Source organism: Actinomadura miaoliensis (assembly GCF_039536785.1).
GTDB classification, from domain to species: domain Bacteria; phylum Actinomycetota; class Actinomycetes; order Streptosporangiales; family Streptosporangiaceae; genus Spirillospora; species Spirillospora miaoliensis.
The window spans coordinates 22,663-42,740 of sequence record NZ_BAAAZG010000009.1; the positions used below are offsets into that span (position 1 = coordinate 22,663).

Sequence of the window (20,078 nt, forward strand, 5' to 3'; positions counted from 1 at the left end):
GGCCGTCCCGACGGTCGAGACCGCCGAGACGACCGGCCCGCAGCCCGGCCTCGCCGGCCCGACGCGGCCCAAGCTGGCCACCGAGATGACCCCGCCGGACGAGCCCGTCACCGACACCGTCGAGATCGCCGCGGCCACCCCCGACCGGCCGCAGCCGTTCGCCGAGCTGGGCATGAAGGAGGAGGAGTACCGGCGGGTCCGCGAGATCCTCGGCCGCCGTCCCACCTCCGCCGAGCTGGCGATCTACTCGGTGATGTGGAGCGAGCACTGCTCCTACAAGAGCTCCAAGGTGCACCTGCGCCAGTTCGGTGAGAAGGCGCCCGAGAGCGACGCGCTGCTGGTCGGCATGGGCGAGAACGCGGGCGTGGTCGACATCGGCCACGGCTGGGCGGTGACGTTCAAGGTCGAGTCGCACAACCACCCGTCCTACGTCGAGCCGTACCAGGGCGCGGCGACCGGCGTCGGCGGCATCGTCCGCGACATCATGTCGATGGGCGCCCGGCCGGTCGCGGTCATGGACTCGCTGCGGTTCGGGCCCGCCGACGCCCCCGACACCCAGCGGGTGCTGCCCGGCGTGGTGGCCGGGATCGGCGGCTACGGCAACTCCCTCGGCCTGCCCAACATCGGCGGCGAGACCGTCTTCGACCCCTGCTACGCGCAGAACCCCCTCGTCAACGCCCTGTGCGTGGGCGTGATGAAGCACGAGGACATCAAGCGGGCCGTCGCGCCCGGCCCGGGCAACCGGGTGATCCTGTTCGGCGCGGGCACCGGGCCCGACGGCATCGGCGGCGCCTCGGTGCTGGCCTCGGCCACCTTCGACGAGGAGTCGCAGACCAAGCGGCCCAGCGTGCAGGTCGGCGACCCGTTCATGGAGAAGCTGCTGATCGAGTGCTGCCAGGAGCTGTTCCGCGAGGACCTGGTGGTCGGCATCCAGGACCTCGGCGCGGCCGGGGTGTCGTGCGCCACCACCGAGCTGGCGGCCGCGGGCACCGGCGGCATGCACGTCGAGCTGGACTCCGTCCCACTGCGCGACGCGACCCTGCGCCCTGAGGAGATCCTCATGAGCGAGTCGCAGGAGCGCATGATGGCGGTGGTCGAGCCCGCCAAGGTCGACCGGTTCCTGGAGATCTGCGCCAAGTGGGAGATCCCCGCCACCGTGATCGGCGCGGTCACCGACACCGGCCGGCTGGTGATGACCTGGCGCGGCGAGAAGATCGTCGACATTCCGCCGGGCACCGCCGCCGACGAGGGCCCGGTCTACCAGCGGCCGTACGAGCCCCCGGCGGACCTGGCCGCGCTGCAGTCCGACACCCCGGGACGGCTGACCCGCCCGTCCACCGCCGACGAGCTGCGCCGCACCGTGCTGTGGCTGGCCGGGTCGCCGAACCTGGCGAGCAAGACGTGGGTGACCTCGCAGTACGACCGGTACGTGCTGGGCAACACCGTCCTGGCCATGCCCGAGGACGCCGGCGTGCTGCGGGTGGACGACGAGTCGGGCCTGGGCATCGCCCTGTCGCTGGACGGCAACGGCCGCTACACCCGCCTCGACCCGTACTCGGGCGCGCAGCTGGCCCTGTCGGAGGCGTACCGCAACGTCGCCGCCACCGGCGCCCGCCCGCTCGCGGTCACCAACTGCCTGAACTTCGGCTCCCCCGAGGACCCGGGCGTGATGTGGCAGTTCGCCCGCGCCGTCGAGGGGCTGGCGGACGCCTGCCGCTACCTGGGCACCCCGGTCACCGGCGGCAACGTCAGCTTCTACAACCAGACCGGCACCACGCCGATCAACCCGACGCCGGTCGTGGGCGTGCTGGGCGTGCACGACGACGTGCGGCGCCGCGTCGGCATCGCGTTCAGCAGCGAGGGCGCCACGCTGGCGCTGCTGGGCCAGACCCGCGAGGAGTTCGGCGGCTCGGAGTGGGCGCACGTCGTCTACGGGCACCTGGGCGGTCTGCCGCCCAAGGTCGACCTGCCCGCCGAGGTCGCGCTGGCCTCGGTGCTGGTCGCGGCGGCCCGCGAGGGCCTGCTGTCGGCGGCGCACGACCTGTCCGACGGCGGCCTGTCGCAGGCCCTGGTGGAGTCGTGCCTGCGCGGCGGCCTGGGCGCCCAGATCACGCTGCCCGGCGACCCGTTCGTGTCGCTGTTCAGCGAGTCGGTGGCCCGCGCCGTGGTGGCCGTCCGTCCGGGCTCCGAGGGCCGCCTGGCGGCGCTGTGCGAGGCCGCCGGGGTCCCGGTCACCCAGCTCGGCGTCACGGGCGGCGATTCGCTCCACATCTCCGCGCGGGGGGCCGACGGGCAGCCGCAGGAGCTGTTCTCCATCCCGCTCGCCGAACTGCGCGAGACGCACGAGCACATCGTCCCCAGCTACGCCAACGACTGACCGCACCACCCGAGAAGGCCGCCGGCCCGCCGCGAAGCGGACGGCGGCCTTCGCCGTCCCTCCGGATGTCCCGGATTCGCCTGTGCCCGGGACGTCCGCCCTGCCCCGCTCTGAGACCATCGGGTATGGCCGACGACGAAGACCCGATCCCGATCGGGCAGGCTCTGGCGGGCCTGGAGATTCACGGGCTGCCCGAGAAATGGACGGCCCTGGACGCGATCGTCCTGGTGAAGTGCCTCGACTCGCACGGAGAGCCGTCCTGGGCGTTCCGCAGGACCAAGGGCATCAGCGACGAGGAGATGCTCGGCGCCCTGATAGTCCGAGCCGACCTGGCCCGCCGGGACATCCTCGACCTGTTCGACGAAGACGACGACTGACGGCACCGCCCGCGCCTCCAACGCCGCTTCCTATGGGGCGGATGCCGTGCCGGACGTGATCGGTCGCGGGGGCCGCGATACGGGGCCGCCCGTTGGCGGGTTGGGCGGTTACCTTGCTCCGGGGTGGAGCAGGGTCTCGGCGATCTGCTGAACGCGGGCCCGCGTGATCCCCGAGCGCTGCTCGACCGCCAACGGGTGGTCGGTGGGTTCCAGCTCGATGGATGGGCGTTCGCCGACCGGGCGGGTGTGCAGGTTGGTCCTGAGATTGATCGTCGTGGTGGAGTAGAGCGTCAGTTCCGTGGACAGCCAGCCGAAGTAGGCGGGCTCGCCCTCCCTGCCCGGGGTGTCCCAGAGCTTGAGGGCGCGGGTGAAGTTGTCCTGGCTGAGCGACACCCAGACGCCCCAGCTGAAGATCTCGCCGCTGTCGACCACGGGGATCTCGATCAGCCCGTGGACGAAGAACGCCTGACCTTTGATCACACAGATGTCGGAGGTCAGCTCGCTGGCGGGGTCGGCCGCGAACTCCGGGGCCCAGTAGTCCGGGGCCGGTGCGGCGAAGGCCATCGGCAGTTCGTCGTGGTGCCGTCCGCAGTGCGAACAGTGGAACCCCATGTGAGCGGACAGGCCGGGCTCCCCTAGAAGACCGAGATGTGGACGTGGTCGTAGTGGTTGGCGGTGACGCCGCCGCGGTTCTCCATGGTGCGCCAGCCGGGGCTGCGCATGTCGTAGATGCGCTGCCGCCAGATCACGTACTTGATGCCCAGGCGGTTGGCGTTGGCGACGGCGTACTCGGCCGTGCGGTCGCCGAGGGACTTGCCGCTCGCCGACGGCATCGTGCCGCCGGTGCTGACCATGAAGTCGCAGGCGCGCCCGGTGGCGTGGTCCTGCGGGTCGCCGGTCATCCGCACGCAGCCGATGATCGGGAACGGGCCGAACTCGATGTCGATGGTGTTCTTGACCTTCAGCATGCGGGGGGTGACCCCGCCCATCCCGGAGCTGGGGGACTCGGGCTTGAACTTCTTGATCATCGCCTGCACCTTGCGCTTCTGCGAGCGCAGTTCCGCGATGTCCTTCTCCAGCTCGTCGACCTTCTTCTGGTACTCCTCGCGCGCCTTCTTCTGCTCGGTCACCAGCTGCTCGATCTGGCGCACCTTGGCGGCCTGGTTGGACGCCACGTGGCTGGCCAGGCTGGCGTTGTTGAGCACGTTGTCGGGGTCGTCGCTGGCCAGCACCGCCACGGCCGGGTCGGTGGTGCCCGTCATGTACTGGGAGGCGGCCATCTGCGCCACCAGGGTGCGCGCGCCGTCGAGGTCCCGCTGGAGCAGGCGCTGCTTCTGCTGGGCCTTCTGGATGCCGTACTGGGCGTCCTTGAGCTTGGCCAGGTCGCCGCCGTACGCCTTGTCGAGCTGGGCGATCTGCTTGTTCAGCTTGCTCATCCGGCCGGTGTCACCCGGGTCCGCCTGGGCGGGCGCCGTGCCCGCCGACGTCACCAAGACGGCCACCGCGGCGACGGCGAGAGCCAAGGCGGGGCGCCGCGTCCGCGCGGCATGACGGGGGCGGGTGGAGCTCGGGCTCTCCACGTCGTCTCCTCTCCTGTGACGCCTACCGGGTTAGCTGACGGGTTCGGGCCGGGAGTCCGCCCTATCGCGGCGGGGCCGCGAATTCACCCCGGTGCCGACGTGACCTGGCTGGCCGCCCGGCGTTTGGGTCCCCGGTTCCCGTGCCGTAGTACGGCCGCGGGATTCGGCTGGCTCGGCCAGCCTGCCGATCGGTTTGCGATCATGCCCACCCCAGTGGGCGAAGGCTACTGTAAGGAACCGGTCGGTTCTTGGCCAAGATTAGACCCAAGGGAAACCTGGGATGGCCGGGACTGCGAGACAAGACGGACCGCCGCCACGCAGCGTAGCGCGTCGGCGGCACGCGCAGCGGGACCCCTGCCCCGGCGGGCAGGGGTCCCAAGCCGCGGTACTGCGACGGTCAAGCGGTGCCCTTGTAGAGCAGCCGGTTGGGCGTGCCGCTCGGGATGCGCTTGAGGCGGCTCTTGGTGGAGTTGTCGTTCAGCCACTTCTGCACGGTCGGGAACGTGGCGCCGCGGTGCGACTGCAGGTACAGCGCCGCCGCCCCGGCGACGTGCGGGGACGCCATCGACGTGCCGGACAGCGACGCCGTCCCGCCGCCGGGCCACGTCGACTTGATGCCGTAGCCGGGCGCGAAGATGTCCACGCAGGACCCGTAGTTGGAGAAGGTGGCGCGGTTGTCGTAGATGGTGGTCGCGCCGACCGCCTGCACCCAGCCGGCGCTGGCCGGGGAGGTGTTGCAGGCGTTCTGGTTCTCGTTGCCCGCCGCGACGGCGACGAAGACGCCCGACTTGGACAGGTTCGTCATGGCCGTGTTGAGCGCGGTGGACTTGGGGCCGCCGAGGGACAGGTTGGCGACCGCGGGCTTGACGGCGTTCTTCCGCGTCCAGTCGACGGCGGCGATGACGTCGGACAGCTCGCCGAAGCCCTCGCAGTCCAGCACGCGCAGCGACCGCAGGTTGACCTTCTTGGCCACCCCGTAGGTCTTGGACCCGATCGTGCCGGCCACGTGCGTGCCGTGCCCGTTGCAGTCCCAGCCGTCGGAGAAGGCCGGGGCCTTCCAGACCGACTTGGCGCGGCCCTCGAACTGCGGGTGCGACCAGGCGATCCCGGTGTCGATGACGTAGGCGTTCACGCCGCTGCCGGTGTTCTTGTAGTAATAGGACTTCGACAGCGGCAGCTTGCGCTGGTCGATGCGGTCCAGGCCCCACGCGGGGGACTTCTGCGTGGTGCTGGCCCGGTAGATCTGGTCCTGCTCGATCGCGACGACGTTGCGGTTGCGGCGCAGCTTGTCCAGCTGCGCGGTGCTGAGCTTGGCGGCGAAGCCGTTGAGCGCGCCCCCGAACCGCTGGACCGACCCCGCGTTCACCTGGTCGGCGGCGGTCGCCGCCGAGGTGCCGTCCTTGAGCGTGACGATGTACTTGCCCGGAACGGGGGTGCCCTGCGCGGCCGTGACCTGAACCCGGACGGGATCGGGGACGGCGGCCAGGGAGAGCGGCGCGGCGACGACGACCAGACCGGCCGTGACCGCACCGGTGACGAGAAATCTTCGTGGGGGGACAGGGCGCACCGGGTCTCCTTTGCCTGCGACGCGCCCGTGGCCCCCGTGGCCAAGATCGGGGCGCGTCGACAAGCCGGTACTTTATTGGAGAACGGCCTGTAATTCACCGAAAAAACCGGTAATTAGGCTGAAACTGGTCAGCCGGTGCGCACGGCGATTTTCCTGCTCTCACCCCCGGGCGAGACGGGCGTGATAGGTCGCCTTACCGCTCGGGCTCGTCCACACGTACTGCAACGTGCCGTCCTGCTGCCGGGTGATCTGCACGTTTCCGCTGGTGCACGGCTTGGCGATGGTCAGCGCCATGCGCAGCGTCCGGTTGGTGCCCTGCGTCAGCGTCAGCGTCCCCGAGCAGCGTTCCCGCGGGTAGAAGGCGCGGGCGGACGTCGCCCCGGCCTCGAAGTTCACCTCGATCGGGAACTGCGCTCCGCGCGACGCGTTGATCGCCGTTCCCCGCCAGGCGCCCGCGAACGCCGGCGGAATCGCGGTGACCGGACGGTCATCGGCGGCGCGGGCCGCCGGATCGGCCCGCTGCGGGTCCTCGGCCGAGTCGCCGCGGAACTGCGGCCACAGCACCAGCGCGATGATCGCGATACCCACCAGCACGCCGATGACCAGCGACAGCGCCACGCCCAGCACATGGTTGCTCGGACGCGGCAGCGACCGCCCTCCCGGCAGCCTGGGCAGGCGCGAGGCCAGTGACGGACGCTCCGGCTCGGGCTCCAGCCGCAGGATCGCCGTTGGGTTGTGCTTCGCGTCGTGCTGGTCGTCGTCCTGCGGCCCCAGGCCGGGGATCAAGTGCGGCGTGGGCGCGGTCATGTCCGTCGCCGTGTCCTCGACGGACGACGGCGCCGGGATGGCGGCCAGGGGCGGCAGCGCCTGCGTCGCGTCCCCGCCGAAGTCGTCCCGCACCGGCACGTGCACGGCGGCACCCCCAACGGCACCGAACCCCGCCGGCACCGCCTCAGGCGCCACAGGAGGCGGCGGCTGCACGGCCGCGGGAGGCGGCGGCTGCACGGCCGCGGGAGGCGGCGGCTGCACGGCCGCGGGAGGCGGTGGTGGCACGGCCGCAGGGGGCGGTGGTGGCACGGCCGCAGGGGGCGGTGGTGGCACGGCCGCAGGGGGTGGCGGCTGCACGGCCGCGGGGGCCTCCGTGGGAGGCGGCAGCTGCAGGGGAAGCACCTCAGGCGAGGTGACCACGGACGGCAGGGGCGCGCGCAGCAGCTCCCGCGCCTCGGACACCAGCGAGGGCGGCATCCGGGACGTCAACGTTCCGCTCTCGCCCAGCAGCCGATCGAGGATCTCCGTGGCGGCGGGACGGCTCTCCGGGTCCTTGGCCAGCGCGTCGGCGACCACGTCCCGCAGCGATCCGGGCAGCGCCGACAGGTCCGGGTCGTCGTACACGACCCGCTGCATGACCTCCGACGGCGAGCCCTCCCCGAACGGCGACGCGCCCGAGGCCGCGAACAGCAGCGTGACGGCCCAGGCGAACACGTCCGCGGCCGGTCCGATGCCGATGCCGCTGAGCTGCTCGGGCGCCTTGTACGCCGGATCGTCGCTGACCCGGCCGGTCGGCGTCGCGCACACCGCCTCCAGCGCGCGGGTCACGCCCAGGTCCGTCACCATCGGGCCGTCCCGGCCCAGCAGCACGTTGCGCGGCTTGAGGTCGTGGTGCGCCGCCCCGGCCCGGTGCGCCGCCGCGACCGCGATCATGATGCCCGCGGCCAGCCGCTCCATCACCGCGCCGGCGCGCGGCCCCTCCTCCTCGACCAGCTGCTGCAGCGACGGACCGTCCACGAACTCGCCGACCACGAACGGGCGGTCGCCCTCGACGTCGGCGTCCAGGATCGCCGCGGTGCACGGGCCCGTCACCCGGCGCGCCGGCGCCAGCGCGCCGGTGAACCGCGACCGGGCCGCCGGCTCCCCGCTCAGCCGCAGGTGCAGCAGCTTCACCGCGACGGAGCGCCCGGCCGCGTCCCGGCCGAGGAACACCGTGCCCTGCTCGCCCACGCCCAGCCGGCCGATGATCTCGTGGCCGCCGATTCGTCGCGGATCACCGGGCTGCAGGGGCAGCGCCTCGGCCATCTTGCGAACCTCCGTGTCGTCGCGCCGGGCCTCGCCCCGGCATGCCCCCCGTCTCCTGCTCCGTCCGCCGTCCGGGGCGCCGCCCCGGTCCGCGCCCCCGCGTCCGCCGTGCCGTGATCCGTACCGCCTCGTATCGACAACCGTCACTCGACAAACCGTCACATTTTTACCGGGTTGCGGGCGTCCGCGGGCCCAAGTCGGCATCGCGGCCGCGGCCGGCGACCCGGTAGCGTCGGTCCCGATGCCGCGACAACAGCTCACCCGGGACGTCCTCGACGAGCAGCGCGCCGCCCTCGGTCTGCCTCCCCACACCGGCGGCGACGACCCCGCCGACCTGCGCCGCGCCGCGCTCGACACCGCGCTGGCCGCGCACGCCGCGGGCGCCGAACCGGCCCGGCCGGTCCTGCGCGGCGCCGTGCGGGCACTGCTCGACCGGCTCGCCGAGCTCGCCCCCGGACGCTCCGTCGAGGTCCGGGTCCCGCCCTACGCCGCCGTGCAGTGCGTCGCCGGGCCGCACCATACCCGGGGAACCCCCCCAAATGTGGTCGAGATGGACGCGCCCACCTTGATCGCCCTGGCCACCGGCAGCCTGACCTGGACGGCCGCCGTCGACTCCGGCCGCGTCCGGGCCAGCGGCCCCCGCGCCGACCTTTCCGGTCTCCTCCCGCTCCCCGAATGAGCCCTCAGGGCCGCGGCTCGGCGAACGGGAACTCGCGCTCGACGCACTGCCGCCGGGCCACGTCGTCGGGGTAACGGCCCTCGTCGGCGCACTCGGCGGCCTTGGTCAGCAGGAAGAAGACCGCCACCCCGCCGATCGCCAGCGTCAGCGTCGAGCACACCACGCCCGCCACGGCCGTCGCCCGCCGCCCCCCACGGGCCGCCGCGATGATCCCGAGCACCATCCCGACCAGCGCCATCGGCACCCCGAGCCCGCACAGCACCAGCGCGGGCAGCCCGGCGATCCCGAGCACCAGCGACGCGACGGCCATGCCCCCACGCCCGGACGGCGCGGTCGGCGGCGAGAACGTCTGGTAGCCCGGCATCGTCATCTGCGCTTCCTCCCCCGGTGTCGACCACCAGATTTCCGCGCCCACCCCTCCCCACGCCGCCCCGACAGGTAAAGGTCGATTAAGGAGTCGTCTCCAAGCGGTAGATCCGCCTCACGTTCGACACGGTCCGGCGGAGTCGCCCCAGGAGCCGCCCACCTGCGCGAACGCAGGGGAGGGAGTCAGGGCACCGTCCGCGTGAGTCGAGTCACGTCGATCTTGATCGACAAGCGATGGCTCCCCGGATTGGCTCCCTGGCTCCCCTCCCGCAGGAGGGAGGCACACCGTGATCAAGATCACCGACACCCACATGACCGCCGAGCACAACGGCAAGGTCATCGCCGAAGCCACCCGCACCGCCGGCACCTGGCACGCCACCACGTGGCCAACCCCACTCACCTACAACCAAGCCATCACGGCCCTCACGATCGCCGAACTCGTGGCGACGGGAGCCGACGAGAGCGACCCGTGCGTGATCTCACTGCGGGAGGAGTTGGCCGATGGCTGACCGCCTTACCCGGATCACAACGGCACTCGCCGTGGGGATCGTCGCCGTCGTCGCTGCGGTGATCTCGTACCGCCACGCGTACGAGTTGGTACGCACGCACGGCGAGACGGGCCTGACGGCGCGCCTCGTGCCGTTCACCGTGGACGGCCTCATCCGGGCTCGGCGCCCTCATCAGCGCTTGGCCTGCCCTGGCTCTCGTCGGAGCGTTCGAACTGCTGACGATGCTGACCTGGAACGCAACGTCACCAGCGCACGCACCGGGAGACGACGACTCCGACAACCCAACGCGCGCAACCGTACCGACGTGGTGCAGAGCCCGGAAGACGCTGTTCTCGCCGACTACCCTGCGAGCCTCGACGATCCAGGCAAGCCACTCTCACAGCGTACCTGGCTGAGAAACGCGGCATCGACCGCCGCAAGGTGAGGCAGATCATCTCCACTGTGACGCACACCTGAGCCTCCTGGCCAAGTGAGCCCGAGCCGACGCACAGTGCGGGCTCGGGCTCACTCATGTCGCCCCGCTTCCGCAGGTTGGGACAGGCAATCAAGACCGACAAGTCGAATCGTGTGGCATCCCACACCGTGCTGCTGAGATCATCTCTCTGTGAGTCCGCCTCTATGTGCTTTGTGTATCGCCGATGTTGCGCTTCTTACGGAAGCCTTCGACTACAGCAGGGAGTTGGCGTCCCTCTTCACAGAAGGCGACCGTTGTGATGAGTGTGAGAGTGCGACGACAGCCCCAGTGAGAGCCAACAAAGGATGGGTGGCCTATCAAACAACTGCTCTCAGGATGAGGCAACGTCTTGAGCTTCATGGGTTCACAGCTGCTCGCGCTTACAACGATGTTAGAGAAAAGGCGGAAGAATACGCCAAAGATCCGCGACGACTCAGGACTCCAGTCGTTGAGGGGCGCGAGCGGTTCGAGACTTATATGAAGGATATCGAATCTGCTATAGAAGCTCTGTTGCATGATGCGGGAGCGCCTCTCCGGCGTCTGCACCCGCTCGACCTGGGTGAGAGATATATCAGTCGTAATAATAATCGGTCTTATCTGCGATTTGTCCTCGATCAGATCTCAGATGACACATTGGTCTCACTATACGTCAGTAACTATATAGTCCACCGCCTTGCCAAATCTTCGGGTTCAATTGTCCAAGAGGCAAGGTCAGAGCAATTGGCGCGCCTCCCGGCAGACGCACCGCTGATCGTACTCACGGAAGGTCCAACTGACTCCCGACTGCTGTCAGCAGCTATGGAAATTACCCATCCTCATCTAGTGGAATTCGTCAACTTCATCGACTTCACGACACATCGAGCCGAGGGCAGTGTAAGCACGCTCGCCAAGACCGTCGCCACTTTTGCGGCCGCCGGTGTCGCTAACAGGTTTCTGGCTATCGCCGACAACGACACCGCGGCTCATTCCGCTTTGATCAAGGTCAAAAGCGACAAGACTCTCCCGAACACTTGCAGAGTCCTGCACTATCCTTATCTAGATTTGCTTACCCGGTATCCCACGCTAGGGCCATATGGCCAGGGAGTAGTTTTGGCTGACGTCAATGGCCGCGCCGGAAGTCTGGAGCTATATTTGGGGCGAGACGTGCTAACAATAGATGGAAACCTTGCACCCATACAATGGCAGCATTATGACAGCAAGCTTGGTCGTTATCATGGAGCGCTGAGTGATCACGACAAGAAGCGAGTGCAGAAGGCTTTCGAAGAAAAAATCAAATCAGCTCGCATGTCCGGTGGTGCACCATCGGGAGACTGGACGGGGATTGAGGCAATTATGAATACCATAATAACGGCTTTCATGTCAGTGCATGACTAAACATTCTGGCGAGGTTGGTGGCGCCCTCTATGATCGACATGAAGCTTGACACGGGACTGAATCCGCCCAATAAGGAAGCGGAGTGCCAATGAGTAATGATTGTCGACATTTTGGAACTTGAATCAACTGTCATCTACGGGAGCGATTCTGTACGTTCCCAAACGCGGTTGAAGCTGTTTAGGTAGGTGTTGGCCATGTCGCCGTCCTCAACATGGCGGAGGTGTAGAACAGGGGCGTGGGATGCGGGGATGCCGTAGGCGTGGGGGTTGATCAGTAGGTCGTCGTCCGCGCGGTAGATGGAGTTGTAGAGCACCGTGTCGTGCAGGCGGACTTCGACGTTGTCGAGTTCGCGTAGGGGTTGGTAGAGGACGAGGGCGTTGCGGATCTTGGCGGCGATAGAGTCACCCACGCCCTCGTCGGTGCCACGTTGGTAGATGCGCGGACCGTCCGGGGCGCCGAGGAGGATGCGGACGGCGACACCGTCGCGTGACTTGTCGGCGAGCGTGCGCATCACGCCCTGGTCCTCGGCGAGGAAGAGGCCCGCATAGGCGAGGATGCCGATCTCACGTCGGGCGCTGGTGAAGTGGTGATGCCAGACGGCGCGGGGGACGGCCCAACGGTGCGGATACGTCGCGAGGATCTGGGCGCCGGGTGGTTCGGGCAGCGGACGCGGCGCGGCGAGTCGCGGCCATAGGTCGCTCTCGTCGCGGCTGAGAAGGCCGCACAGCTTCGCTCGGTGGCGGGGGTAGGGGACGCGGCCGGCGAGCCAGCGCCGGACGGTCTTGGGGTCGACGCCGAGTCGTGCGGCCACGTCGTCCTCGGTGAGTTGGGCGTCTTCGAGCGCACGTCGCAATAGGTCGTTCACCCGTCCTCCCGGAGATTCAAGGTACGAGCGACGCTAACAGAAGACGTCCCTAGACGTCCCTGGTTGCCGGTGGAGAGGTCCCACGCCCCGCACGAGGCTCATGGACACGGCCAGAGACGCCGCACCCTGCGGCTTTCGGCCGTCAAGCCCCCAATCGTGACCTCGTGTTGAGGAGGCGCCATGCCCATCGACCAACCGCGCGAGTCCGACACCCGCCCCGTTCCCTTCCTCGGTTTGAGCGCATCAGAGTCGCGCTTGGCCGCGTTGGCCGCTCACCTGGACGCGCACCGCTTCGACGTCAAGCTGACCAACAGGGGATTGCGCGTGCGAAACCCGAACGCCCCGGGGTGCTGTGACGACAACCCCGTGCTGTCCGACACGATCAAGTGCCATCGGCGTACGAAGGACGGCGGACGCCTGTGGTTCTTCAACGCGGCGCGTGAGCCGATCGCCGAAGCCGACCGCCTTGAGGACGCGGTCGTGTGGGTCAAGGGCAGGCTCACACCGCGCGACGAGGCGGAGGTGCCTCGCTGATGGGGCGCCGGGCTACTGGTCGGCATCGCCGGACACGTCGGCAGGCACGCGCGCGGTCGTCGGGGCCCCGTTACCACTCCCAGACTGGCGTGGCGGGGCGGTGGGACTACGCCCCTTCCCCCTATGGCGACCCGAGCCGCCCCGCCACGCCCCTCCCCACGGCGCCGTTCGTCGTCCATGGGCGGGGCGGCAGGCATCGACGGTCGCTCGCACGGCGCATCCTCAATGCGTTCGTGGACTTCGGGTGACTCCCGGAAGAACTGACGTGGGGCCCAGAGCAACCGCTCTGGGCCCTGCGCGTGCGTGATGGGGCGTGCGATGACACGGCGGGAGTCGCTGTGGGGCGCCTACCGCAGCATCGCGGGTGTGCTGCGGAGACGTGTGGAGACCGGCACGTATCCGGCGGGGGTGCGGTTGCCGGGTGAGCATGCGTTAAGCCGTGAGTTCGGCGTCACGCGGAACACGGTGCGGCGCGCGGTGGGCACGCTCGAAGACGAGGGGTTGATCGTGGCCGTGCCGGGTGTGGGCCGGTTCGTGCGTGGGGCAGCGTCGGAAGACGCGCGTCCGAAGTATGAGCGCATCGCCGGCGAGTTGCGTGCCCAGATTGAGAGCGGCGCGTTCGTGCCGGGTGCTGCTCTGCCGAGTGAGGCGCGGATCTGTGAGCGGTACGGGGTGTCTCGATTCACCGCACGGCAGGCTCTCCGGCAGTTGGAAGCGGCAGGCTTGGTGGAGTGCGTGCGTGGCAGGGGACGCGTCGTGCTGCCAAGACGTCCCTAGATGATCCATTGGGGTCCATGGACGTCCGCGACTTAGCACATAGCGTCGGAGTCATGAGCAGCATGGCCATGTGGGCACAGGAAGTCGCACGTCAGCACCTGGAGAGCGCGTTGCCGCGCCGGTGGGAGCACACGCAAGGCGTCGCACGGCAGGCGCGCCGTCTCGCTCCGATCCTAGGAGAGCATGCCGACTTGCTTGAGGCCGCTGCGTGGCTGCATGACATCGGGTACGCGCCCGACCTGGCCGTGACGGGCTTCCACCCGCTGGATGGGGCTCGCTACCTACGGGACGTCCACCACGCCGACGATCACCTCTGTCGCCTGGTGGCGCACCACTCGTGCGCGTTGGTGGAGGCACGGGAACGAGGACTCGCCGACGAGTTGGTGAGCGAGTTCGGTGGCGAGCCTCCGGAGCTGACGGAAGCGCTGATCTACTGCGACATGACCACCAGTCCCGACGGCGTCGAGCTGCCGGTAGAGGAACGGCTGTCGGAGATCCTCTCCCGCTACGGCGACGGCCACCTCGTCACCCGAGCGATAACCACCTCGTCGCCGCACCTAGTCGGGGCCGTACATCGCGTGCAAGAGGCATTGACGGCGCGCGACTGACGGCAGCGCCAGCCCGCCCGCCGGTCCAGGCTACGAGGCCCCGCCTCACGCAAGTCCGGAACCGTCCAGCTCAGACCTTTGATCTTCTCAGCGTCTTCCTTAATCGCTGGCATTAGATAGCGTTCGGGTGCATGATAGGTCCATGCCTGACAAAGAGTGGTCTCTGCACCTTGAAGATCGAACAATCCGTGCCACTAGTTTCAACGAGTTTGATCTCGACGTAGATGCAAGTGAACTATTCGACGTTGACGTTAGTTCAATATGTGATGCGGCGAACTCTTTCGCCAAAGGTAGAGCTAATAGAATTTCATATCTAGATGAAACAACCGGTCATGCAATCACCTCATCGCTCAACCTTTGGCTGGCGGATGGTCATTTGCCATGGGAGGACCCTACGGCACTAATCATAGCTAGAGTCGCTGGTCAAGGTCTATCATCACTTGCAATCACCTGCACTTGTCCGTTCGAAATCTCCGTTAATCAGTTTCTGGCTACGATCGCGCCCGTCGTAGCCAAATTCTCCGCGACAATCCTAAGTATCGGAGAACCTTCAGCGCCTGCCAACTCCTGGGAACTGAACCTTACCGTAGGACCAAGCACTTCACTGGGCAACCTCTTCATTATGCGACGTGAGCTTGCGTATGCGGCATTCTTTCCCAGGACCGCCACCCACGAGCCTCGGCTTGTTCTAGAGATGATCCGCGCTGGCCTCGTCGGCAATCTAATAGGCGTGCCAGAATCTCACTGCCTTGAAGTCAAGTCAGCCCCATATGATATGAAAAACAACGGGAAAATATGGAAAGTTGAGCTAGCGCAAGATGTTGCCAAATTTGCCAATTCGGAAGACGGTGGGCTGCTGGTAATCGGCGCAACCTCTAAGCGCATTGGGGGCGTTGACACTATAACAAAGATCAAGCCTATTCCGCCCAAGGATACTCGAATCCAATCCTACCGCCAAGTTCTTGATGCACACATTCATCCACCTATTTCGTCTATTGGCATCGAAGCTGTTCCATTCTCGGGCGGTGAAATACTGTGCATTCACATTCCGCCGCAGCATGAAGAGAGCAAGCCTTATCTAGTCCAAGGCGGAATATTCAAGGGAAAATATGATGCCGGAGTAATATCGATCGTGCGACGTCGAGACGAGGATTGTATTCCTATTTCAGCCAGAGAGATTCATGCCATGCTGGCCGCTGGTCGGGCATTGTTCAAAAGATCCAATGAGGCAAGAAACCATCGTCCTTCCACTCTGGAGGAATGAAATTCGACTAACAGTCCATGCAATCGAGGAGAATGGTGTGGTTCAAATGTCAATCATGCGATCGAAGTGCCCTCTGAGCTGCGGAGACCCATCTCTCGCCGTCCTGAGGGACAAGTGCTGTGAGTTCTGACCAATAGTCTCATGGGGACCAGCCAATCACCGCCGGTCAGGTGATGATTGGCCGTTGTCGGTTCTCTAGGTAGTGGCCGATGCGGAGGCGCATTGAGCGGTCCATCTGGCGGTTGGTGGCCTGGTCGGCGGGGATCCAGAGGACTTCGCGGGATTCGTCGCTGGGGCGTGGGGTGCCGCCGGTGGGGCGGGCCGTGAGGAGGATGGAGAACTCTTGGCGGACCTCGTCGTTGCTGGTGTAGTGGATGACGTGCTTGGGGTCTGAGTAGATGCCGACGAGGCCGGTGATCTCGCAGTCCACGCCCGTCTCTTCCTTGGTTTCGCGGACTGCTGCTTGCGCGACGGATTCGCCGAGGTCGATGGCGCCGCCGGGGAGTGCCCAGTTGTCGTTGTCGGTGCGGCGGATCATGAGGATGTCGCCGTTGTCGTTGGTGACGACGACGTTGACGGAGGGGACGAGGCTGTTGGCCTTGGGGGCGTTGGGGTCGTCGTAGTAGTCGATCCGCCGGCCCATCGGTTCACTCTCCCGGTTGTAGTGGTCGGGCGCCGTCCCAGACGCGTTCGAAGCTTTCAAGGTAGGTGTTGACGATCTCGCCGCCGGGGACCTTGCGCAGGTGCCAGCATGGCGCGTTGGACGCCGGTACGCCGTAGACGTGCGTGTTGATGAGTACCTGGTCGTCGGCGAAGTAGATCGAGTTGTAGAGAACCGTGCTGTGCAGGCGGATCTCGACGTTGTCGATGCCGCGTAGCGGCTTGTAGAGGACGATCACGTTGCGGATCTTGCTCGCCATCGATTCGCCGATGCCCTCGTCAGCGCCGCGTTCGGCCACCTGTGGGGCGTCCGGGTTGCCGAGGAGGATGCGGACGCGGACGCCTGAGCGTGCCTTGTCGGCGAGGACGCGTTGCGCGCCTGCGTCCTCGGCCAGGAACAGGCCGCTGTAGACGAGGATGCCGATCTCGGACGTGGCGTCGGCGAAGAGTCGTCCCCATGCGTCCCTGGGGACGGCCCAGCGGTGCGGGTAAATGGTGACGATCTCGCTACCGGACGCCGAGGTGACCTGTTCCTTGGTCAGTGCGTCCGGCCACAGGTAGGTCTCGTCCACGCCGAGACGCGAAGCCACAGCGTAACGGTGGCGTCGGTAGGGGACGCGGTCCTTGGTGATCCATCGCTCAACGGTCTTGGGGTCCACGCCGATGTGCTCGGCGAGAGCAGCCACAGTGAGGCCTTGTTGGAGCAGAGCGGCACGTAGGCGTTCGTTCGGCATGCACCCGTCCGGATCCCGGGACGTCCTAGGACGCGGTCAACCCTATGAGGACGTCATGAACAGGTCCAGTCATGTGGTGATCTCGTCCCGCTGGTCAGGCGCACTCTCGATCCCGTAAGCGTTCGCCGCCCGAGCCGCCCCCGCCGGACACGGGCCCCACGGGAAAGGGGTGATCCGCATGATTCTCGTCCTGGCCTCGATCATCGCCGTGTTCCTGGCCGGTGCCGTCTGCGGCATCTTCGCCATGGTGGTCCTCGGCATCCACGCCGAGGAACGCCGCGTCAGCCGTCCCGGCAACGGCCCGACCGTGACCGGTGCCGCGTCCCGCCGGCTGCTGTCCACGCAGACGTGCGACGACCTCCCGTCCGCCCCGTCCGTCCGCGTCAAGGCGGGACGGTGACGCCGGTGCGGATGCCGCGCATCATCACCGCGTTCACCTGCGCTTGCGGCGCGCGCGTCGACCCTGGTGGCCGCGCGTGCCGCAAGTGCCGCGCCCGCGCTCGATGGAAGCGCCGCAAGCAAGGCTCTCGCGTTCCCGACCTGTGGCTGTGATCCGTTCCCGCACGCTGCGAGCGACCGACGCGACGAGGGGAGGTGAAGCGTCCGTGACCGTCTCGGTTCCGCTGGTGGCGATCCTCGGCCTCGCCGTGTGGCTCGCATGGCGGTACATGGGGCTGCGCGTATGGCACGCGGCCCTGTGCCTGCTGTGCGGGTTCTTCCTCGCCGCCACCAGTGCCGCCCCCGAGATTCGCCGCCTGGTGGCCGTCCTCGTCAACGCCCTGACCAGCTCTCAGCCGTAGCCGCTTCTGCGAAGGGAGGGATGCATAGTGCCCAACACTCCCCAGCGTCCCGCCATCGATCCTCAGGAGGTCCGAACCCGCAACCTCGTCGCCCGCGAGATCATCGCCGCACTGGCACAGGCCATGCCCAACCTCGGCAGGCTGTGGCTTCGCCTCAACGCCTCACTCGACGACACGCCCCACCTCGTCACCGAACTGAGCGCCGTTCGACGTGCGCACGCCAATCTCCTCGCCGCCGCACGCGCCACCCTCACCGCGGCTCAGGACGGCGAACGCGACCCGCTGTACTACCTGCGCGACGAGCTGAGCGCACAGGGGCACCTTCCGCCGGACTCATGGGGGCGGCGATGAGCCAGGCGACCAAGATGCGGCGGCACGCCCGCAAGATGCGCCGTCAGGGACTCCAGCCGATGATCGTCATCAACAAGGACGATCAGCTTCCCGACATCGCCGCCGTGCTCATCGGCCGGTTCCTGTGGCGGTACCGGTCCGAACTCGCTCCGGTCTACGTCGTCGTCACGCTCGCCATCGGCGGGGCGGTCCTGCACATGACGCACGCGCAGTGGTGGCCGTACCTCCTCGTCGTCGCGACGCTTGCCGCGTGGATGCTGGCGATGTTCGGCGAACGGGTCGGCCTGTCGCTGCGCGCCGAACGGTTCTATGCCGCCGCTGTGGCCCTTGGGGGCGGTATGTGGCTCGCCGCCGCCACCGGTCTCGGCCTCACGTACGCGCCTCTGCCTCAACTCCTCGTCGGCGGAGGCTTCGTGCTGGCCGTGCCCTGGTGGGTGCACCGGCGACGCCGCGCCAAAGTCCGCGTAGAGCGTCAACTCGCCGCGTGGCCGGAGATCGCACACTCGGTCGGGCTCTCAGGTTCGCGCGTGCAGTCCGCCGTGGTGGACGTGTGGGGATGGCGCGCCCGCTTCGCTCTCGCACGCGGCCAGACCATCCAAGACGTGATCGCGAAGGTACCCGCCATCGAATCGGCACTCGGGACCTTCCGTGGCGCGGTGCGTGTGCATCCCACTCGCGACGACAAGGCCAACCGCTTCGAGCTGCGCGTGCTCGACACCGACCCGCACGCCGACGCCATCCCCTGGCCGGGACCCTCCGTCACCTCGATCAACGAACCGATCGACCTCGGCCCGTTCGAAGACGCCACCAGCGCACGCGTCCTCTTCCTGCGTCGGCATGGCCTGTTCGGAGGTGTCGCCGGTTCGGGCAAGAGCGGCGGGTTGAACGTCCTCATGGGCAACCTGACCGCGTGCCGTGACGTCGTGATCTGGGCGGTGGACCTCAAACGCGGCATGGAACTGCAGCCGTGGGCATCGTGCATCGATCGCCTCGCCACCACACCCGAACAGGCGCGTGCCCTCCTCCGTGACGCCGATGCCGTGTTGGAAGCACGCGCGGCATGGCTCGCCGCACGAGGCCGCCGCGTCTGGGAGCCGACGCCGGAACTGCCCGCGCTGGTCATCATCATCGATGAGTACGCCGAACTCGCCGACGAGGCGCCCGACGCCACCAGCGATACCGACTCGATCGCCCGACGCGGACGGGCCGTCGCCGTCACGCTCATCGCCGCCACCCAACGACCCACACAGAAGGCCATGGGCAAGGGTGCCGTCCGCTCCCAGATGGACGTCCGGGTGAGCTTCCGCGTCCGCGAACGCAAGGACGTCGACCTCATCCTTGGTCAGGGCATGCTCGCCGCCGGCTGGCACGCCCACACCCTCAACGCACCCGGCAAGTTCCTGCTCTCCGCACCCGAACACGACACGCCCCGCCGTGCGCGCGCCTACCTGCTCACCGACGAGGCCGTAGCGGACGCGGCCCACCAGCACGCCACCCGCCGCCCCGCACTGGACGAGGTGTCCCAGACGGCGATCGAGGAAGCGCACGCGGGCGTCCACCTACGCGCGCTCAACGGCCCCGACGACCCGCCCAGCGTCGCGGACGTCGGCGAGCCGGAGAACGGGCCCGAAACGGTTCTGTGGGAGATGCTGAGCGGCGCGCCCGACGAGGGCATCCCCGTCTCTCATCTGATCAAGGCCACCGGCATGAGCCGCCCGTGGATCTACCAACGGCTCCGCGAACTCGCCGACGACCGCCGCGTCACCCAGGTCTCGCGCGGCCGGTGGCGCGCCGCCACCGAACACGCTCCGTGACTTGTCTACGTCTACGTCTCCACGCGCGCCTGCACGTAAGGGACGGAGACGAGGCGTAGACGAAGACGTAGACAATCACCCACCGTCACCAAAGGAGTGATCGCCACGCCCGACACGACCCCCGAGAGCGCTCGGGACAAGGAGGTGAGCATGCAGGCATACACCGTCGAACAGGTCGCCGACATCCTCCAGATCGGACGGGACAAGGTCTACTTCCTGATCCGTACCGGCCGCCTCCGCAGCATCAAGATCGGCAAGCTTCGCCGCATCACCGACCGCCACCTCGCCGAGTTCATCGCCTCCCTCGAAGACGCC

Annotated in this window: 23 protein-coding genes and 1 riboswitch; of the genes, 15 read left to right on the forward strand and 8 right to left on the reverse strand. The window is 67.7% G+C overall.

The window, feature by feature from the left end; translation table 11 throughout:
* Window positions 1-85 precede the first annotated feature (85 nt).
* Together purL and ABD811_RS09720 are read left to right on the forward strand one after the other, a co-directional pair.
* Complete coding sequence (purL, locus tag ABD811_RS09715) at window positions 86-2,377, forward strand: phosphoribosylformylglycinamidine synthase subunit PurL (protein WP_344944214.1); 2,292 nt, start codon at window positions 86-88, stop codon at window positions 2,375-2,377.
* Between the two features lie 125 nt (window positions 2,378-2,502).
* A complete protein-coding gene (locus tag ABD811_RS09720; RefSeq protein WP_344944134.1) occupies window positions 2,503-2,754 on the forward strand; it encodes a hypothetical protein in 252 nt (83 codons plus the stop codon).
* A 108-nt stretch (window positions 2,755-2,862) separates the two neighbouring features.
* On the opposite strand, the gene ABD811_RS09725 is transcribed toward ABD811_RS09720, so the two are convergent.
* The 4 genes from ABD811_RS09725 to ABD811_RS09740 all read right to left on the reverse strand — a co-directional run bounded on the left by ABD811_RS09725 (window position 2,863) and on the right by ABD811_RS09740 (window position 7,974).
* The gene (locus tag ABD811_RS09725; RefSeq protein ID WP_344944137.1) at window positions 2,863-3,366 is read right to left on the reverse strand and encodes a DUF2199 domain-containing protein; all 504 of its coding nucleotides are present in this window, start codon (window positions 3,364-3,366) and stop codon (window positions 2,863-2,865) included.
* 23 nt (window positions 3,367-3,389) lie between these two features.
* Complete coding sequence (locus ABD811_RS09730) at window positions 3,390-4,334, reverse strand: coiled-coil domain-containing protein (RefSeq protein ID WP_344944139.1); 945 nt, start codon at window positions 4,332-4,334, stop codon at window positions 3,390-3,392.
* Window positions 4,335-4,337: 3 nt separating this feature from the next.
* Window positions 4,338-4,513: riboswitch (cyclic di-AMP (ydaO/yuaA leader) on the reverse strand.
* Between the two features lie 218 nt (window positions 4,514-4,731).
* Complete coding sequence (locus ABD811_RS09735; protein ID WP_344944142.1) at window positions 4,732-5,901, reverse strand: S8 family peptidase; 1,170 nt, start codon at window positions 5,899-5,901, stop codon at window positions 4,732-4,734.
* Window positions 5,902-6,060: 159 nt separating this feature from the next.
* Window positions 6,061-7,974 (reverse strand): serine/threonine-protein kinase, encoded by a 1,914-nt coding sequence (locus ABD811_RS09740; RefSeq protein WP_344944145.1) that lies wholly within the window; start codon window positions 7,972-7,974, stop codon window positions 6,061-6,063.
* A gap of 241 nt (window positions 7,975-8,215) precedes the next feature.
* Here ABD811_RS09740 and ABD811_RS09745 point away from each other — a divergent pair, with 241 nt between their 5' ends.
* Window positions 8,216-8,653, forward strand: a complete 438-nt coding sequence (locus ABD811_RS09745; protein ID WP_344944148.1) for a sterol carrier family protein — start codon at window positions 8,216-8,218, stop codon at window positions 8,651-8,653.
* Between the two features lie 4 nt (window positions 8,654-8,657).
* On the opposite strand, the gene ABD811_RS09750 is transcribed toward ABD811_RS09745, so the two are convergent.
* A complete protein-coding gene (locus ABD811_RS09750; protein ID WP_344944150.1) occupies window positions 8,658-9,023 on the reverse strand; it encodes a DUF4190 domain-containing protein in 366 nt (121 codons plus the stop codon).
* A gap of 283 nt (window positions 9,024-9,306) precedes the next feature.
* Between ABD811_RS09750 and ABD811_RS09755 the strand changes: the two genes are divergently transcribed.
* The 3 genes from ABD811_RS09755 to ABD811_RS09765 all read left to right on the forward strand — a co-directional run bounded on the left by ABD811_RS09755 (window position 9,307) and on the right by ABD811_RS09765 (window position 11,356).
* Window positions 9,307-9,528: a hypothetical protein gene (locus ABD811_RS09755; protein ID WP_344944153.1), complete on the forward strand. Its 222-nt coding sequence runs from the start codon at window positions 9,307-9,309 to the stop codon at window positions 9,526-9,528.
* Window positions 9,521-9,952, forward strand: coding sequence for a DUF2637 domain-containing protein (locus tag ABD811_RS09760; protein ID WP_344944156.1), 432 nt, complete (start codon window positions 9,521-9,523; stop codon window positions 9,950-9,952). Before ABD811_RS09755 ends, ABD811_RS09760 begins: the two co-directional genes overlap by 8 nt.
* Window positions 9,953-10,270: 318 nt before the next feature.
* Entirely contained in the window at window positions 10,271-11,356 is a 1,086-nt protein-coding gene (locus ABD811_RS09765) for a hypothetical protein (protein ID WP_425549387.1), read from the forward strand.
* Window positions 11,357-11,489: 133 nt separating this feature from the next.
* On the opposite strand, the gene ABD811_RS09770 is transcribed toward ABD811_RS09765, so the two are convergent.
* On the reverse strand, window positions 11,490-12,221 hold the full coding sequence (locus ABD811_RS09770; protein ID WP_344944161.1) for a helix-turn-helix domain-containing protein: 732 nt from the start codon (window positions 12,219-12,221) through the stop codon (window positions 11,490-11,492).
* A gap of 180 nt (window positions 12,222-12,401) precedes the next feature.
* On the opposite strand from ABD811_RS09770, the gene ABD811_RS09775 reads away from it, so the two are divergent.
* The 4 genes from ABD811_RS09775 (at window position 12,402) to ABD811_RS09790 (ending at window position 15,404) form a co-directional block, all read left to right on the forward strand.
* Window positions 12,402-12,755 carry a hypothetical protein gene (locus tag ABD811_RS09775; protein WP_344944164.1) on the forward strand — a complete coding sequence of 118 codons (354 nt, stop codon included), beginning with the start codon at window positions 12,402-12,404 and terminating at the stop codon, window positions 12,753-12,755.
* 318 nt (window positions 12,756-13,073) lie between these two features.
* Entirely contained in the window at window positions 13,074-13,532 is a 459-nt protein-coding gene (locus ABD811_RS09780; protein ID WP_344944167.1) for a GntR family transcriptional regulator, read from the forward strand.
* A gap of 53 nt (window positions 13,533-13,585) precedes the next feature.
* Window positions 13,586-14,140, forward strand: a complete 555-nt coding sequence (locus ABD811_RS09785; RefSeq protein ID WP_344944170.1) for an HD domain-containing protein — start codon at window positions 13,586-13,588, stop codon at window positions 14,138-14,140.
* 142 nt (window positions 14,141-14,282) lie between these two features.
* Window positions 14,283-15,404 (forward strand): AlbA family DNA-binding domain-containing protein, encoded by a 1,122-nt coding sequence (locus tag ABD811_RS09790; RefSeq protein WP_344944173.1) that lies wholly within the window; start codon window positions 14,283-14,285, stop codon window positions 15,402-15,404.
* A 166-nt stretch (window positions 15,405-15,570) separates the two neighbouring features.
* Here ABD811_RS09790 and ABD811_RS09795 read toward each other — a convergent pair whose 3' ends face one another.
* Entirely contained in the window at window positions 15,571-16,047 is a 477-nt protein-coding gene (locus ABD811_RS09795) for an NUDIX domain-containing protein (protein WP_344944176.1), read from the reverse strand.
* A gap of 4 nt (window positions 16,048-16,051) precedes the next feature.
* Window positions 16,052-16,798 carry a helix-turn-helix domain-containing protein gene (locus ABD811_RS09800; protein ID WP_344944179.1) on the reverse strand — a complete coding sequence of 249 codons (747 nt, stop codon included), beginning with the start codon at window positions 16,796-16,798 and terminating at the stop codon, window positions 16,052-16,054.
* Between the two features lie 178 nt (window positions 16,799-16,976).
* Between ABD811_RS09800 and ABD811_RS09805 the strand changes: the two genes are divergently transcribed.
* The 5 genes from ABD811_RS09805 to ABD811_RS43925 form a co-directional block, all read left to right on the forward strand.
* Window positions 16,977-17,198: a hypothetical protein gene (locus ABD811_RS09805; RefSeq protein ID WP_344944181.1), complete on the forward strand. Its 222-nt coding sequence runs from the start codon at window positions 16,977-16,979 to the stop codon at window positions 17,196-17,198.
* Between the two features lie 205 nt (window positions 17,199-17,403).
* Entirely contained in the window at window positions 17,404-17,598 is a 195-nt protein-coding gene (locus ABD811_RS09810) for a hypothetical protein (RefSeq protein WP_344944183.1), read from the forward strand.
* Window positions 17,599-17,625: 27 nt separating this feature from the next.
* Window positions 17,626-17,949 carry a hypothetical protein gene (locus ABD811_RS09815; RefSeq protein ID WP_344944186.1) on the forward strand — a complete coding sequence of 108 codons (324 nt, stop codon included), beginning with the start codon at window positions 17,626-17,628 and terminating at the stop codon, window positions 17,947-17,949.
* Between the two features lie 59 nt (window positions 17,950-18,008).
* Window positions 18,009-19,763, forward strand: a complete 1,755-nt coding sequence (locus ABD811_RS09820) for a cell division protein FtsK (protein WP_344944189.1) — start codon at window positions 18,009-18,011, stop codon at window positions 19,761-19,763.
* Window positions 19,764-19,913: 150 nt separating this feature from the next.
* A partial coding sequence (locus tag ABD811_RS43925; protein WP_425549388.1) for a helix-turn-helix domain-containing protein occupies window positions 19,914-20,078 on the forward strand: 165 nt, incomplete at its 3' end.

Excerpts from the sequence above, each read along its gene's own strand:
- ABD811_RS09760 (WP_344944156.1), top strand. The coding sequence starts at position 9,521 with ATGGCTGACCGCCTTACCCGGATCACAACGGCACTCGCCGTGGGGATC.
- ABD811_RS09780 (WP_344944167.1), top strand. The coding sequence starts at position 13,074 with ATGACACGGCGGGAGTCGCTGTGGGGCGCCTACCGCAGCATCGCGGGT.
- ABD811_RS09725 (WP_344944137.1), bottom strand. The coding sequence starts at position 3,366 with ATGGGGTTCCACTGTTCGCACTGCGGACGGCACCACGACGAACTGCCG.
- ABD811_RS09750 (WP_344944150.1), bottom strand. The coding sequence starts at position 9,023 with ATGACGATGCCGGGCTACCAGACGTTCTCGCCGCCGACCGCGCCGTCC.
- ABD811_RS09820 (WP_344944189.1), top strand. The coding sequence starts at position 18,009 with ATGATCGTCATCAACAAGGACGATCAGCTTCCCGACATCGCCGCCGTG.
- ABD811_RS09790 (WP_344944173.1), top strand. The coding sequence starts at position 14,283 with ATGCCTGACAAAGAGTGGTCTCTGCACCTTGAAGATCGAACAATCCGT.
- purL (WP_344944214.1), top strand. The coding sequence starts at position 86 with ATGACCCCGCCGGACGAGCCCGTCACCGACACCGTCGAGATCGCCGCG.
- ABD811_RS09795 (WP_344944176.1), bottom strand. The coding sequence starts at position 16,047 with ATGGGCCGGCGGATCGACTACTACGACGACCCCAACGCCCCCAAGGCC.
- ABD811_RS09720 (WP_344944134.1), top strand. The coding sequence starts at position 2,503 with ATGGCCGACGACGAAGACCCGATCCCGATCGGGCAGGCTCTGGCGGGC.
- ABD811_RS09775 (WP_344944164.1), top strand. The coding sequence starts at position 12,402 with ATGCCCATCGACCAACCGCGCGAGTCCGACACCCGCCCCGTTCCCTTC.
- ABD811_RS09745 (WP_344944148.1), top strand. The coding sequence starts at position 8,216 with ATGCCGCGACAACAGCTCACCCGGGACGTCCTCGACGAGCAGCGCGCC.
- ABD811_RS09800 (WP_344944179.1), bottom strand. The coding sequence starts at position 16,798 with ATGCCGAACGAACGCCTACGTGCCGCTCTGCTCCAACAAGGCCTCACT.
- ABD811_RS09740 (WP_344944145.1), bottom strand. The coding sequence starts at position 7,974 with ATGGCCGAGGCGCTGCCCCTGCAGCCCGGTGATCCGCGACGAATCGGC.
- ABD811_RS09805 (WP_344944181.1), top strand. The coding sequence starts at position 16,977 with ATGATTCTCGTCCTGGCCTCGATCATCGCCGTGTTCCTGGCCGGTGCC.
- ABD811_RS09785 (WP_344944170.1), top strand. The coding sequence starts at position 13,586 with ATGAGCAGCATGGCCATGTGGGCACAGGAAGTCGCACGTCAGCACCTG.